The following is a 12,910-nucleotide window of genomic DNA, read 5'->3' on the forward strand; positions in this document are numbered from 1 at the left end:
CATACTGAAGTAACCATTTTTCTTGATGCTTGTTTACAAAAAACTGTTATTATTTTTCATAAAAATTTTAGAAGGAAACAGATATGCAAAATGATGCAATGTTGACGCAACTGCGATATGTACCAAATGAAGCTTTGGTGCAGCAACTTAAAAGAATTCAAAAAAATACTCCGGGATATGAAAAAATAGAGAAGCATATTTTGGATTTAAATGATCATCTCAAAGTAAATAATGCCTATGTCGCTTTATCCAATACAAAAGATTACTTTAAAATAAAAGTAGAGTCACCTACTCCTGAGTTAGCACAGGAAGCACATGAAAAGATAGAGCATTTCAGCAGAAAATTCAAGGTAAAAACAGACAAATTACCAAATAAAGAAACATATTATATTATAGGGTACGAGCATTAGGAACAACAGTTGATGAAAGAACCTATGAGTATCGAAGGGTATGATAAACTTACAGAAGAGTTTAAATATCTGCTCGAAGTTGAAAAACCCAAGGTGGCGCATGAAAAACTTGTAGCTGCCGCACTTGGTGACCGAAGTGAAAATGCTGACTATCAGGCGGCAAAAGAGAAATTGCGTTTTATTGACAAAAGGCTTTTTTATCTCAACAAAATGATTCAAAACTCACAAATCATTGATCCCTCTTTACATGTACATGAACGTATTTCTTTTGGAAGTACCGTTACATTGGTTGATCTTGAAACCGATAAAGAAGAGGTGTATACTTTATGCGGTGTGCTTGAGAGCGAACCGGAAAACGGACTGATATCCGTTCATTCTCCTATAGCAAAAGCATTGCTTGGCAAAAGTGCAGGCGACGAGGTCAAAGTCAGGTTGCCAAATCAGATAAAAGAGTATGAAATTGAAAAAATAGAGTATAAAAATATCTTTTCTCTGAAAAAGAATATTCGCACAAAAAGTGATTTTTCTTTTCATTAAAACAACTTTTACCATTGCTTGGATATAATTCATTTTTAAAAACCAATTTTTAGGAAACCCCCGTGAGCCAACAATTACAAAACATTGATGAACAGTTAGCCAACCATAAGCTTTCGCAAGAAGACTATATACATATTAAAGAGATCTTAGGACGTGAACCGAATTTGGTTGAATTAGGTATATTTTCAGCCATGTGGAGTGAACACTGTTCGTATAAGTCTTCCAAAGTCCATTTAAAAGGGTTTCCTACAAAAGCACCATGGGTTATTCAGGGACCTGGTGAAAATGCCGGTGTTATTGATATTGGTGATGGATATGCGGCAGTTTTTAAGATGGAGTCACATAATCATCCGAGTTTTATAGAACCCTATCAGGGCGCGGCAACCGGTGTCGGCGGAATTATGCGTGATGTTTTTACAATGGGTGCCCGTCCTGTGGCAAACTTGAATGCACTGCGTTTTGGCAATATTTTGAACAAAGATGATATTTCCAAGCATCAGCGTTATTTGGTGCGCGGTGTCACTGAGGGAATCGGCGGTTACGGCAACTGTATGGGTGTTCCGACCATCGGCGGTGAAACCAGTTTTGATGAGTGTTACAACGGAAATATTCTTGTCAATGCTTTTACTCTGGGAATTGCAAAAAGTGACGAAATATTTTACGGCAAGGCAGAGGGGACAGGAAATCCAGTCCTTTATGTAGGTGCTAAAACAGGTCGTGACGGTCTTGGCGGAGCTGTTATGAGTTCGGACAGTTTTACCGAAGAGAGCAAATCTTTGCGTCCGACGGTTCAGGTAGGGGATCCTTTTACCGAAAAACTGCTTTTGGAAGCATGTCTGGAGCTTTTTAAAACGGATCATGTCATCGGAATCCAGGATATGGGAGCTGCCGGACTTACATCTTCTTCTTTTGAGATGGCGGGACGTTCAGGTTCGGGAATGATTATGCACCTTGACAAGGTTCCTGCGCGCGAAGAAAATATGACTCCTTATGATTTTATGCTCAGTGAATCGCAAGAGCGTATGCTTTTGTGTGCCAAAAAAGGTTCAGAACAGGCTATTATCGATATTTTTGAAAAATGGGATCTGGATGCTGCAGTTATAGGCGAGGTAACAGATACCGGAAAAATGGAGCTTTTTTGGCATGGAGAAAAATGTGCTGAGGTTCCTGTTGACCCTGTTAGTGAAGAAGCTCCGGAACTGAACCGTCCTATGAAAAAACCTGCTTACCTTGATGATATTCACAAAGTAAGTATTGATGATTTTGACAGAGTGTCAAATCAGGAAGCGTTTGAAAAACTGACAAAATCCATGGAAGTAGTTGATAAATCATGGATTTATACACAATATGATTCTATGGTACAGACAAATACTGTTAAAAACGGAGGCATGCTTGATGCTTCCGTCATCCGCGTAAAAGAGAATAAAAAAGCTTTGGCAATGTCAGCTGACTGTAATGTGCGTTATTGTTATATAGATCCGAAAATGGGAGCAGCGGCAGCGGTTGTTGAATCCGGGCGTAATGTTGCCATGAGCGGAGCAAGACCGTTGGCAATTACCGACTGTCTTAATTACGGAAACCCTGAAAATCTTGAAGTTATGTGGCAATTCGGTGAGGGATGTTTAGGTATTAAAGAAGCATGTGCAGAGCTGACAACCCCGGTCATTGGCGGAAATGTTTCTCTTTATAATGAAACAAACGGTGTTTCTGTTTTTCCAACGCCTTCTATTGCAACCGTAGGTGTGAATGATGATGAAAACAATGTGTTAATGTCAAGTTTTCAATCTGAGGGAAATGCGCTTTATCTGATAGGCGAAAGCAAATCAGAATTCGGCGGTTCTTTATATATGAAAGAGCTTTACGGTACTGTTGCCGGAGTTATACCTGAAATTGACTACAAGAAAGAGCTTGCACTTTGGGATTTGGTTATAGAAGCAAACAAAAAGCATTTGCTGGAGTGCGCAAAAGATGCAAGCAGCGGCGGTGTTGCAATAGCATTAGCGAAAATGGCAGCCACAAGCGGACTTGGCTGCGATGTAGATATGAGTGTTGCTGATGATCGGGATATCTTTGCAGAAAGTATGAGTCGAGCCATTATTGAAGTAAAGTCTGAAAACTGTGAAGCTTTTGAAGCGATGCTTGATGAATCAATGTCTGTTGAAAAAATTGGAACAGTTGGAGGAGATACTGTACGAATAAATGATGTAAATATGAGTATAAAAAGCCTCAAAGAGAATTATTTTACTACTTTTAGAAAAATAGTTGAACAAGATTTATAGTAATAGCAAAATCTTATAAAACTTTAATCCGTTTAGGTATATAATAATCACGAAAATATCACAAAGGAAAAGATAAATGAGAAAAAACATAATTACTGCAATAATTGCACTGAGTGTTGCATTTTTTGCAACAGGATGTTCTACAATGCATATGGGCTGGGTGGCAGTTACGAGTCAACACAAACTTGACGACAAAGCTATGGATGCGTATGATGAAATGTTTACAAAAGTTGCAAAATACGGTGACCCTGCACGTGCAATGATGAAAGAGTGGAAGGTTGAAGAAGGTGTGAGCGGTGATGATGTAAAAGAGTCAATAGCTGCACTTACTGAAGAGTATAACATGAGACTTACGGGTTATGTTAAAATGTATACAAAAGAGGATGCAAAACCAAATGAAGTGGCAGAAGCAAGAATCTGGTCTTTGTGTAACCTTACGACTGCAAAAATATTCTTGAATTATTCACGTTATTATGGTGGTTTTATGCCATGTAGAATTATGTATGTTCGTTATGGTAACGGAGACGCTTTCTTAATCAGTATGGATATGACTCTTGCAATTCATGGCGGATACCCGTTACCTCCAAAAATGCTAGAAGCTGCTTTAAAAGTAAAAGACGCAATGGAAGGAATTCCTGCTCGTGCTGCACAAGGTGATTTCTAGTCACCTGTTGCTTCTGGAGAGTTTATAAATTTTATAAGCTCTTCATCTAAATGATAGGGTGTATTCACAACCGCATCAATCTCTTTATACCTGAACCCCTCTTTTGTATAACAAACAATAGTTTCGTTTTTATTATCCAGCAAAGCATCTATCGCATACGTAATAAATTTATATGCCATAAGTCTGTCTTTTACTGTCGGATTTCCTCCGCGCTGCAGGTGACCAAGTACATTTACTCTTGATTCAATGCCGATTTTTTCTTCAAACCATCGTGCTATCTCTTCAGAATCCTCATTTATCCCCTCTGCTACAATAGCAATAAAATATCTTCGTCCGTTTTGTATCTCTTGTTTGAATTTTTGCTCATACGCGTTTAAATTATAGGTTGTTTCAGGAATTAAACAAAGCTCAGAACCGGATGTCAAATGAGATACAAGTGCAAGGTAACCGCATTTGTTTCCCATGGTCTCAATAATGAAAGCCCTTTTGAAAGAAGATGCCGTATCTCTGATGGAGTCTATTGAGAATTTTATCATATTGAGTGCCGTATCTACTCCCAAACAGTAGTCTGTGCCTGAAATATCATTATCAATAGTAGAGGGAATACCGCAAAACTTTATGTTATGCTCTTTGTAAAACTGATGTAAACCACGAAAAGAACCATCTCCCCCAAGCACAATAAGCATTGTTACATGTAATGCATCAAGGTTTTGTTTTGCTATGTTTCTATACTTCTTCTGCATAAATCTTTTGCTTCTGGCACTTCCTATTTTAGTGCCTCCACGGTTAATAATGCCCGAAACATCACAATAACTCGCTTTATGAATATTGTTGTCAATCAGTCCTTCGTATCCGTCATACACGAAGTAGGGCGTTAAATTATTTTGTAAACTGTATTCAACAAATCTTTTCAATGCCGGATTCATGCCGGAGACATCTCCGCCAGAACAGAGTATGGCAATATTTTGCTTCATTATAGCTTCCTTAAATTGTTTTTTTAAGTTTACCATCTTCTAAACTCTATTTGGATAAAATAGCAGTAATATTTTAAATCAAGGCGTCAAATGAAAAAAAGAGCATTAGTAAGTGTAAGTGACAAAAACGGTGTTGTAGATTTTTGTAAATCATTGGTAAAAAATGAGTATGAGATAATTTCTACCGGCGGAACATACAGGTTGTTGAAAGAAAATGGGGTGGATGCTATTGAAATTGATGAGATAACAAAGTTTCCCGAATGTTTTGAAGGGCGTGTGAAAACTTTAAATCCTTTTGTTCACGGTGGGATTTTGCATCGTCGTGACAAACAGTCACATTTGGACCAGGCAAAAGAGCTTGGGGTTGAAGCGATTGATCTGGTATGTGTCAACCTTTATCCGTTTAAGGAAACAATAGAAAAAACGGATGATTTTGATGAAATTATAGAAAATATTGACATTGGCGGTCCGGCAATGGTTCGCTCGGCTGCAAAAAACTTTGATGCTGTTCTAATTGTAACAAATGTACAAGATTATGACATCGTTATTGATGCGATTGAGAATGAAAAAAATACAAAAGAGTTTCGCCGCGGTTTTATGATTAAGGCGTATGAACATACTGCAGCCTATGATTCAATGATTGCAAACTACATGAATGAACGTTTCAACGAAGGTTTCGGCGAAAAACAGTTTATTGTTGGCAATAAAGTAATGAACACTCGTTATGGTGAAAATCCTCATCAAAAAGGTGCCCTCTATGAATTTGACAAACATTTTTCAAATAATTTTAAGACACTCAAAGGCGAAGCAAGTTTTAACAACTTAAATGATTTAAACGGTGCGGTTAAAATTGCAGCTGCCTTTGGGAATGAAAATGCTGTTTGTATCTCAAAACACGGTAATCCCTGTGGCTTTGCAATTAAAGATACATTACTCGAAGCATATACAGAAGCACTCAAATGTGACCCTGTATCTGCTTTTGGCGGTGTGGTTGCCGTTAATGGCACAGTTGACAAAGCATTGGCAGAAAAAATGAATGAAATATTTATTGAAGTGATTATAGCAGGACGTATTACCGAAGAAGCACAGGAAGTATTTGCAGCAAAGAAAAGAATCAAACTTTTTGAGATGGGTGCGGATAACTTAATACTGGCGAATGATAAAAAAGACTTTAAGCACATTGACGGCGGATTTATTTTCCAGGATGCGGACAAGGTGCAGGATGATGAAGTGAAAAATGCAAAACTTATGAGTAAAAATGCAGCAACACCTGAAGAGATGAAAGATCTTGAAATTGCCTATAAGGTAGCATCCCTGACAAAATCAAACTGTGTCGTTTATGTGAAAAATTCCGCAATGGTTGCTGTCGGTATGGGAATGACCAGCCGTGTAGATGCTGCACAGTGTGCGCTTAAAAAAGCAAAAGATATGGGGCTTGACGTAACAGGCGCAGCCCTTGCCAGCGAAGCATTCTTTCCGTTTCGTGACTCTATAGATGCAGCCGCGGCAGCAGGGGTCAAAAATATTATAGAACCAGGAGGCTCTATTCGCGACGAAGAAATAATAGCTGCAGCCGATGAATTTGGTATGAGTCTCTACTTTTCAGGTATCCGCCACTTCTTACATTAAATCTATCAAGGTTTCTTTACCTTGATTGACATGCACTCAAGTAATATGATATAATTCCACTAATGAGAATCTATGAATAATTAAATAAGTTAGAAGCAATCCTATAAAGAATAACTTAAACGGAGTAAAAAAATAAAAAAAACAATAGCCCAGTAACAATAAAACCTCAAAGAACATTTTCAAGAGTATAAAACTCTTGGGATTGTTTGATTTTTGAAGCACTTTATTAAAGTCATTATCTAGAATTTGACTCAAGTGTTTCAATGATCAAACACCTAAAAACTGTTTGGTTGACAATGATAAGGTACTAGGTGCCCCTTGAGGGTATAGGACAATTTATATAATTTCCTATATAGTGTTTATCAAGTTCTATAACAACTTATTGTTAAATAGTTGAATTAAACTTTAGGATAGTGATGCTTGAAATACCCTTTGTGGGTTATAGGCAACATTGTTTTTATATATAGCTAAAATGATATGTGCAAGCTTCCTTGCAACAATCACAACAGCTTCCTTTTTGGCTCTACCTTGAGAGACCTTGTCAAGAAAAAGCTTGTTGAGTTGCTCATTATGCCTAATGGCAGCAATAGCGGCTTGATAGAGAGCTTTTTTAGCAAGCTTTGCACCTCTTTTTGCGATTGCACCGTAGGTGAGTTTATTACCTGATTGCTCTAGTGTAGGATAAAGACCTAAATAACCAATGAAGTGAGAATTATTTTTGAATCGCGCTAAGTCTCCACACTCACTAATAAGAGCAAAGATGGTTTTATCACTCACACCTGGTATGGTTCTAAGATTATCAATAATATTCATAATCTCTTGCTCTTCATTACTCTCAAGTTGCGGTGTTTGATTAAAAAGCTTTAACATCTCATTCTCAAGCTCTTTAAGCTCCTCTTGTAGAAGCTTAATCACTCGGATATGAGATTTAATAACATAAGCTCTCTCATCTACACCATTGCCTTGATAAACAGAGTGTTTGGCTAACTCTAAAAGCTTTGTAGCTTTTTCTTCATTGAAGTTATTGCCTTTGATACCCCGAAAGGTTTTTAGTATTCTCTCTACACTCGCATGATGATAATGCTTTGCAGTTGGATACTTCTCTAAAAGTGCCAAGCCTGTCACATTAAAGGGATCTCTTATCACTTGTTCCATCTCTGGGAATACCACAGCTAAGAGTGTAGAGATTTGTCTTTTATGCTTTTTCATCTCTTCAAGTAGATTATTCTTATGTCTATAGAGTGATTTGATACTCTGATAAGTATCTTCACTTACATAGGCTTTAGAGTATCTGCCTGATTTAATAAGAGCTGCTATCATTAAAGCATCAATGTTGTCATTTTTTACTTTCTTCATGCTGTCCATCTCTCTAAATCTATTTGTTTGATAAGGATTGAGTAATAGTACATTAAATCCTTTTTCACTCAGATAAAGATAGAGATTTTCAAAGAAAATTCCAGTGGCTTCCATACCAATGGTAAAGGTTGATACTTCATCAATGGAGTTTAAAAGTAAAAGTAGCTCATTAAAGCCATTCTCATCATTGCTGAACTTAAGTGACTTCTTTATCACTTTATCATCTTGATTAACCACACAGGCAACATGAAAACCTTTTGCTATATCTATACCTACATAATAGTGCATCTGTACATCCTTTCGTATGTTTAACTTTTTTCTTACAGCCTCGTAACGATAGAGGATTGAGATAGAACTCATCCTGGCATCCTATGGGTAAGTTACTCAGGTTAAACGCAGTATGCTTTCTTAGATAGTTGGCATTACACCTCATAAGGAAAAATGACTGTCATTCAACTCTTTAACTGTAAGTTGTTTTAGTATTTGACAAACATAACAACTTTATCAAAAACTAAAAAATAAATATCAAATCACTACTCCTTTGGATGTAATGATTTGATAAATTTATTATACGAGGAATAAATATGAGCAAATCATTATACGAAACATTGGAAGTATCTCCAAATGCAAGTGAATCAGAAATTAAAAAAGCCTACAGAAAGTTAGCCCGTAAATACCATCCGGATGTTAATAAGGATCCAAGTGCGGAAGAAAAATTTAAAGAAATAAATGCAGCCTATGAAGTGCTGAGCGACAAAGAGAAAAAAGCACAGTATGATCAGTACGGTGATGCGATGTTCGGTGGTCAGAATTTCCATGATTTTTCTCAAAGTCAGGGTGGAAATGTAGACCTTGATGAAATACTGCGTCAGATGTTTTCCGGTGGCGGCGGATTTGGAGGCTTTAGCGGTGCAGGAGGCGGAACATCCGGCTTCAGCAGTTCCGGATTTGGCGGAGGGCAACGCTACCAAGAACCAAACCTTGATATAGAAGCAAATGTAACCATCCCGTTTGCCGTAGCAATCTTAGGAGGCTCTCACTCTGTTTCTGTAAACGGCGAGCGTTTTGACATCAAAATTCCTGCCGGTGTAAAAGACGGTGAGAGAATGCGCGTCAAAGGCAAAGGCCATGCACAAAACGGCAGAGTCGGAGACCTCTTTTTGCGCATACATGTAGCACCGAGTCCGGAGTATGAGAGAGAGGGAGATGATTTAGTCAAAACTATTGATGTGCCTTTGTATGCGGCACTTTTTGGTGACAAAATATCTGTACAGACTCTGGAAAAAGAGATTAAACTTAAAATACCGCAAAATACGAAAAACGGACAGCGCTTTCGTGTCAAAGGTATGGGGGCTATGAATCGTAAAACGAAACAAAGAGGTGATTTGTATCTAAAAGCAAATATTGTATTGCCAAAAGTTGAAGATCTGGATCCTGAATTAGTAAAAATTATGAAAGAAAAATTACCAAAGACAGTATAAAAGGAGGGTATTGCTATGCACCATTATGATGAACCGGTCTATTTAATAAGCATTGTTGCAAAAATATTAGATATACATCCTCAAACTCTACGACAGTATGAGAGGGAAAACTTAATAAATCCATCTCGTTCTGACGGACGAATACGACTCTACTCGCAACGGGATATAGATAAAATTAAATTAATTTTGCGATTGACACGTGAACTGGGTGTGAACCTTGCAGGTGTGGATATTATTCTTAATTTGAAAGAAACAATAGATGCAATGGAAAAAGAGATAGCAGAACTTCGTCACGAAGTTGAAGTAGTCAAAAATGCACATTCTGTTGCTCCGGAAAAGTCACTTGTCACGAAAAAGAGTTTATATGAGATGATAGTTTTTAAAGAGTAGAAGATCTACTCTTTGAGTCTTTGTATATTGGCACCGACCTGGTAAAGTTTTTTCTCAAGTGAGTCATATCCACGATCCAGGTGGTAGATGCGGTGTACATGTGTTTCTCCAGTTGCAACAAGTGCAGCGAGAACCAATGCGCTTGATGCACGTAAATCCGTTGCCATGACATCAGTCCCACACAGGTTACTTTTTCCACTCACTGTTGCAATATGACCGTTTAATGTTATATCTGCACCCATACGCTGTAATTCACTGACATGCATAAATCTGTTTTCAAAAAGTCGTTCTTCTATAATTGAAACACCGTCTGCCTGTGTTGCAAGTGCCAAAAACTGTGCCTGCATGTCTGTTGGAAATGCGGGATATTCCTGTGTGACAATTTTAACAGGCTTGATATGCGCGGCAGGGTGAATTGTAATTGTGGTGTCTGTGAGGGTAAAAGTACTGCCCATCTCTTCGAGTTTGGATAAAACTGCGCCCAAATGTTTCGGTTCAACATTCGTCAATGTGAGTTGCGATTTTGTAATGGCCCCTGCACAAAGGTATGTTCCGGCTTCTATCCTGTCCGGAATGATAGAAAACTCATTGATATTGAGCAGTTGTCCGTCTGTACCGTGTATTTCGAGTATTGCTGTGCCTATGCCGTTAATTTTCACGCCGCTGGCATTGAGTACTTCGCATAATTGGACAACTTCAGGTTCTCTGGCTGCATTTGTAATCGTTGTTGCCCCCTTGGCAAGGGCGGCGGCCATAACAATATTTGCAGTACCTGTAACGGTGACTTTGTCAAAAATTATTTCACATCCGTGCAAGCCATTTGGCGTTCTTGCTTCGATGTATCCTGCTTTAATAGCTATTTTTGCACCCATCTGTTCCAAGGCTTTAAGATGCAGATCAATTGGACGCTGTCCAATTGCACATCCTCCGGGTAAAGAGACTTCACAATGCCCAAAACGTGCTAAAATCGGTCCTAAAACCAAAATAGAAGCACGCATGGTTTTTACTATATCATAGGTAGCTTTTGTTTCGTGTAGATCAAATGTATTAACGATAACACTGTCTTGCGAAAATTCACAGGTTGCACCAAGATTTGACAGGAGTTTTAAAAGCGTTTTTATATCTACAACCTGTGGTAAATTTTTCATATGTACACTGTTTTTGGCCAGTATGCACATAGCAATAAGAGGTAGAGATGCATTCTTTGCACCTGAGATATTTATAGTACCTTCGAGTGAAGCACTGTTTTTTATTTTTAAATAATCCATAGGTCTCTTTGTATTTTCATAAATTTTATAATTGGCATTATATCTAAGGGCACCTCTAAAAACCCTGATATATCTCAACATTATAGCAGAAGTGCTAATGCAAGGCAAAACTATGCAGGAGCTACGAGTAGCTTCTCTTTTTGGTTTTGAGGTATATCAGGGTTTTTAGAGATGCCCTGATTAATATGATTATATAAACAGTTTATTTTTGATATACTTAATTTTTTAAAGGATTTACACATGAGTTCCGCATTAGACAGATTGAAACATTTAACAAATAAAATTTCCAGTTATGAGACGGCGAGAAAGCAAAATTTAAAAATATTACAAAAGCTGTTTGGGGAGTTGGATATAGACAAAAAAGTAGCAAAATTTGAAGATTTATTTCATTTTAAAGCTGTGAACCTTTCGGGTGTATCGCTAAATGAGGAGGATCTTGGTACAATTAAAAAAGGAAAATATTTACAGATTTTAGCAATTCATTATGACAAAAACGCAATACAAAAAAGTAAAAATATCTCTTTGGCCTATTTTGGAAGAGTTGAGAATGTTGCCACTGAATTAAAAGAGAAGGTAGTGGAATTTGTCATTCGCTACAGGTTTGAAAAAAGTTTTATGACACTTGAACATTATCATGATATGCTAAATAGATTCGGGCAGGAGAATGAGTAGATTTTATTTTTTTATATGGTTGCAGTGGGCGGTAAAACTGACATTGTATACAGCGTTGCTGACTTTTTTTATTGCTGCTTTTATAACACTGGTAATATATATAAGCCAGGGAACAGGTACATTAGACAATGAAATAACAAGGGCACTTTTGACTATATTTAAATTCTGGTTTATGGTGTCATGGAATTTTGCGCTTTTGATTGTTTTATTTAGAAGTCTGAAATATATTTTTAATAAATGCATAAAAGGGTATGTGTTTGTCCTGTTAGGTTGTCCCAAAGAAGAGACGAATGAAGAAACAGGAGAGATTATAGATGAGATTGGATATGGTGATTTGTTGAAAGTATGGCGAAAATGGTTTATGCTGATGATATGGACAGTTGCAGGAGAAATGATTGTGGCAGTGATTGTTATGAAGCTTTTTAGCTCATATGAGAGCGTGTTTACATGGTTTAATATGTATGTGCTGCATATATTTATACTAATTGCCGGTTTTTTTTCTTTCATTGTACTCAGTGTAAAATGTAAAAAAGTTCAGGTAAAAAAATGTTGATTTTTACAGATGTTCAGACTACAGGGATTGAAGCAGGCGATGTTGTGTGCTCCGTTGCATTATTAAAAGATGAAAAGGTATTTTACGAACTTATAAACGAAGGAAAAAAGATACCGCCGTCAGCTTCAAGTATTCATCATATTACAAATGAAATGATCAAAGATAAAAAGCTTTTTAAAATGACGCAAGTATATGAAATATTACAAAAAAACAATACTTTTGAAAATACTTTAATTGCACATAATGTACAATTCGTTTTGGAAAAATTTGCTGTTTCGGGTCTGCAATGGCAAGGAGCTGTAATAGATACATTAAAAGTCACAAAACATCTTATCAAAGAGTGCGAACAGTTTTCATTGCAGTTTTTACGCTATGAACTCAAGCTGTACAGACAAGAGAATGCGCTTAAACAGCAGTATGGAATTAAAGATGCTTTATGCTCCAATAATGCACTCAATGATGTATTTGTAACAAAATTATTGTTTGAATATCTGCTTGAGTATGCAACAGTAGAAAAGATGAAAGAATTAAGTTTTCAAAAAGTGCTTTTAGAAAAATTTCCCTTTGGAAAATATATGGGAAAATATATAGAAGAGATAGTCCAACATGATATTAATTATGTGAACTGGATGTTGTGTCTGGAAGATTTGGATGAAGATTTAAAGTACTCGCTTGAGTATTATTTGAGAGGATAGTT

13 protein-coding genes are annotated in these 12,910 nt (G+C 37.1%); 10 read left to right on the forward strand and 3 right to left on the reverse strand.

Going from position 1 to position 12,910, the window contains the following annotated elements; translation table 11 throughout:
* Positions 1–83: 83 nt before the first annotated feature.
* The 4 genes from ETP70_RS03310 to ETP70_RS03325 all read left to right on the forward strand — a co-directional run bounded on the left by ETP70_RS03310 (position 84) and on the right by ETP70_RS03325 (position 3,890).
* A complete protein-coding gene (locus tag ETP70_RS03310; protein ID WP_151899848.1) occupies positions 84–410 on the forward strand; it encodes a hypothetical protein in 327 nt (108 codons plus the stop codon).
* A 12-nt stretch (positions 411–422) separates the two neighbouring features.
* Positions 423–947: a transcription elongation factor GreA gene (gene greA / locus ETP70_RS03315; protein WP_151901487.1), complete on the forward strand. Its 525-nt coding sequence runs from the start codon at positions 423–425 to the stop codon at positions 945–947.
* Between the two features lie 62 nt (positions 948–1,009).
* The gene (purL, locus tag ETP70_RS03320; RefSeq protein WP_151899849.1) at positions 1,010–3,226 is read left to right on the forward strand and encodes a phosphoribosylformylglycinamidine synthase subunit PurL; all 2,217 of its coding nucleotides are present in this window, start codon (positions 1,010–1,012) and stop codon (positions 3,224–3,226) included.
* A gap of 76 nt (positions 3,227–3,302) precedes the next feature.
* The gene (locus tag ETP70_RS03325) at positions 3,303–3,890 is read left to right on the forward strand and encodes a DUF302 domain-containing protein (RefSeq protein WP_151899850.1); all 588 of its coding nucleotides are present in this window, start codon (positions 3,303–3,305) and stop codon (positions 3,888–3,890) included.
* Here ETP70_RS03325 and ETP70_RS03330 read toward each other — a convergent pair.
* Positions 3,887–4,864: a 6-phosphofructokinase gene (locus ETP70_RS03330; protein WP_151899851.1), complete on the reverse strand. Its 978-nt coding sequence runs from the start codon at positions 4,862–4,864 to the stop codon at positions 3,887–3,889. The two genes, ETP70_RS03325 and ETP70_RS03330, sit on opposite strands and share 4 nt — an antisense overlap.
* A 90-nt stretch (positions 4,865–4,954) precedes the next feature.
* Between ETP70_RS03330 and purH the strand changes: the two genes are divergently transcribed.
* Positions 4,955–6,493 (forward strand): bifunctional phosphoribosylaminoimidazolecarboxamide formyltransferase/IMP cyclohydrolase, encoded by a 1,539-nt coding sequence (purH, locus tag ETP70_RS03335; RefSeq protein WP_151899852.1) that lies wholly within the window; start codon positions 4,955–4,957, stop codon positions 6,491–6,493.
* 405 nt (positions 6,494–6,898) lie between these two features.
* Here the strand turns inward: purH and ETP70_RS03340 are convergent, their stop codons facing one another.
* Positions 6,899–8,137 (reverse strand): IS110 family RNA-guided transposase, encoded by a 1,239-nt coding sequence (locus tag ETP70_RS03340; protein WP_188109952.1) that lies wholly within the window; start codon positions 8,135–8,137, stop codon positions 6,899–6,901.
* A gap of 296 nt (positions 8,138–8,433) precedes the next feature.
* Between ETP70_RS03340 and ETP70_RS03345 the strand changes: the two genes are divergently transcribed.
* Together ETP70_RS03345 and ETP70_RS03350 are read left to right on the forward strand one after the other, a co-directional pair.
* Complete coding sequence (locus tag ETP70_RS03345) at positions 8,434–9,330, forward strand: DnaJ C-terminal domain-containing protein (RefSeq protein ID WP_151899853.1); 897 nt, start codon at positions 8,434–8,436, stop codon at positions 9,328–9,330.
* A gap of 15 nt (positions 9,331–9,345) precedes the next feature.
* Positions 9,346–9,720: a heat shock protein transcriptional repressor HspR gene (locus ETP70_RS03350; protein ID WP_151899854.1), complete on the forward strand. Its 375-nt coding sequence runs from the start codon at positions 9,346–9,348 to the stop codon at positions 9,718–9,720.
* Positions 9,721–9,725: 5 nt separating this feature from the next.
* On the opposite strand, the gene murA is transcribed toward ETP70_RS03350, so the two are convergent.
* A complete protein-coding gene (gene murA, locus ETP70_RS03355) occupies positions 9,726–10,988 on the reverse strand; it encodes a UDP-N-acetylglucosamine 1-carboxyvinyltransferase (RefSeq protein WP_151899855.1) in 1,263 nt (420 codons plus the stop codon).
* Between the two features lie 240 nt (positions 10,989–11,228).
* On the opposite strand from murA, the gene ETP70_RS03360 reads away from it, so the two are divergent.
* Genes ETP70_RS03360 through ETP70_RS03370 form a run of 3 tightly spaced genes read left to right on the forward strand, consistent with a single transcriptional unit; the run spans position 11,229 to position 12,908 of the window.
* Positions 11,229–11,660 (forward strand): hypothetical protein, encoded by a 432-nt coding sequence (locus ETP70_RS03360; RefSeq protein WP_151899856.1) that lies wholly within the window; start codon positions 11,229–11,231, stop codon positions 11,658–11,660.
* Positions 11,653–12,213 carry a hypothetical protein gene (locus ETP70_RS03365; RefSeq protein ID WP_151899857.1) on the forward strand — a complete coding sequence of 187 codons (561 nt, stop codon included), beginning with the start codon at positions 11,653–11,655 and terminating at the stop codon, positions 12,211–12,213. Before ETP70_RS03360 ends, ETP70_RS03365 begins: the two co-directional genes overlap by 8 nt.
* The gene (locus ETP70_RS03370; RefSeq protein WP_151899858.1) at positions 12,207–12,908 is read left to right on the forward strand and encodes an exonuclease domain-containing protein; all 702 of its coding nucleotides are present in this window, start codon (positions 12,207–12,209) and stop codon (positions 12,906–12,908) included. The genes ETP70_RS03365 and ETP70_RS03370 overlap by 7 nt, the downstream gene beginning before the upstream one ends.
* The last annotated feature ends 2 nt before the right edge of the window (positions 12,909–12,910 follow it).

Origin of the sequence: Sulfurimonas hydrogeniphila (assembly GCF_009068765.1) — a bacterium.
GTDB classification, from domain to species: Bacteria; Campylobacterota; Campylobacteria; order Campylobacterales; family Sulfurimonadaceae; genus Sulfurimonas; species Sulfurimonas hydrogeniphila.

Coding starts and splice junctions, on each gene's coding strand:
- ETP70_RS03310 (WP_151899848.1), top strand. CDS start 84: ATGCAAAATGATGCAATGTTGACGCAACTGCGATATGTACCAAATGAA.
- greA (WP_151901487.1), top strand. CDS start 423: ATGAAAGAACCTATGAGTATCGAAGGGTATGATAAACTTACAGAAGAG.
- ETP70_RS03325 (WP_151899850.1), top strand. CDS start 3,303: ATGAGAAAAAACATAATTACTGCAATAATTGCACTGAGTGTTGCATTT.
- ETP70_RS03330 (WP_151899851.1), bottom strand. CDS start 4,864: ATGAAGCAAAATATTGCCATACTCTGTTCTGGCGGAGATGTCTCCGGC.
- purH (WP_151899852.1), top strand. CDS start 4,955: ATGAAAAAAAGAGCATTAGTAAGTGTAAGTGACAAAAACGGTGTTGTA.
- ETP70_RS03340 (WP_188109952.1), bottom strand. CDS start 8,137: ATGCACTATTATGTAGGTATAGATATAGCAAAAGGTTTTCATGTTGCC.
- ETP70_RS03345 (WP_151899853.1), top strand. CDS start 8,434: ATGAGCAAATCATTATACGAAACATTGGAAGTATCTCCAAATGCAAGT.
- ETP70_RS03350 (WP_151899854.1), top strand. CDS start 9,346: ATGCACCATTATGATGAACCGGTCTATTTAATAAGCATTGTTGCAAAA.
- murA (WP_151899855.1), bottom strand. CDS start 10,988: ATGGATTATTTAAAAATAAAAAACAGTGCTTCACTCGAAGGTACTATA.
- ETP70_RS03360 (WP_151899856.1), top strand. CDS start 11,229: ATGAGTTCCGCATTAGACAGATTGAAACATTTAACAAATAAAATTTCC.
- ETP70_RS03365 (WP_151899857.1), top strand. CDS start 11,653: ATGAGTAGATTTTATTTTTTTATATGGTTGCAGTGGGCGGTAAAACTG.
- ETP70_RS03370 (WP_151899858.1), top strand. CDS start 12,207: ATGTTGATTTTTACAGATGTTCAGACTACAGGGATTGAAGCAGGCGAT.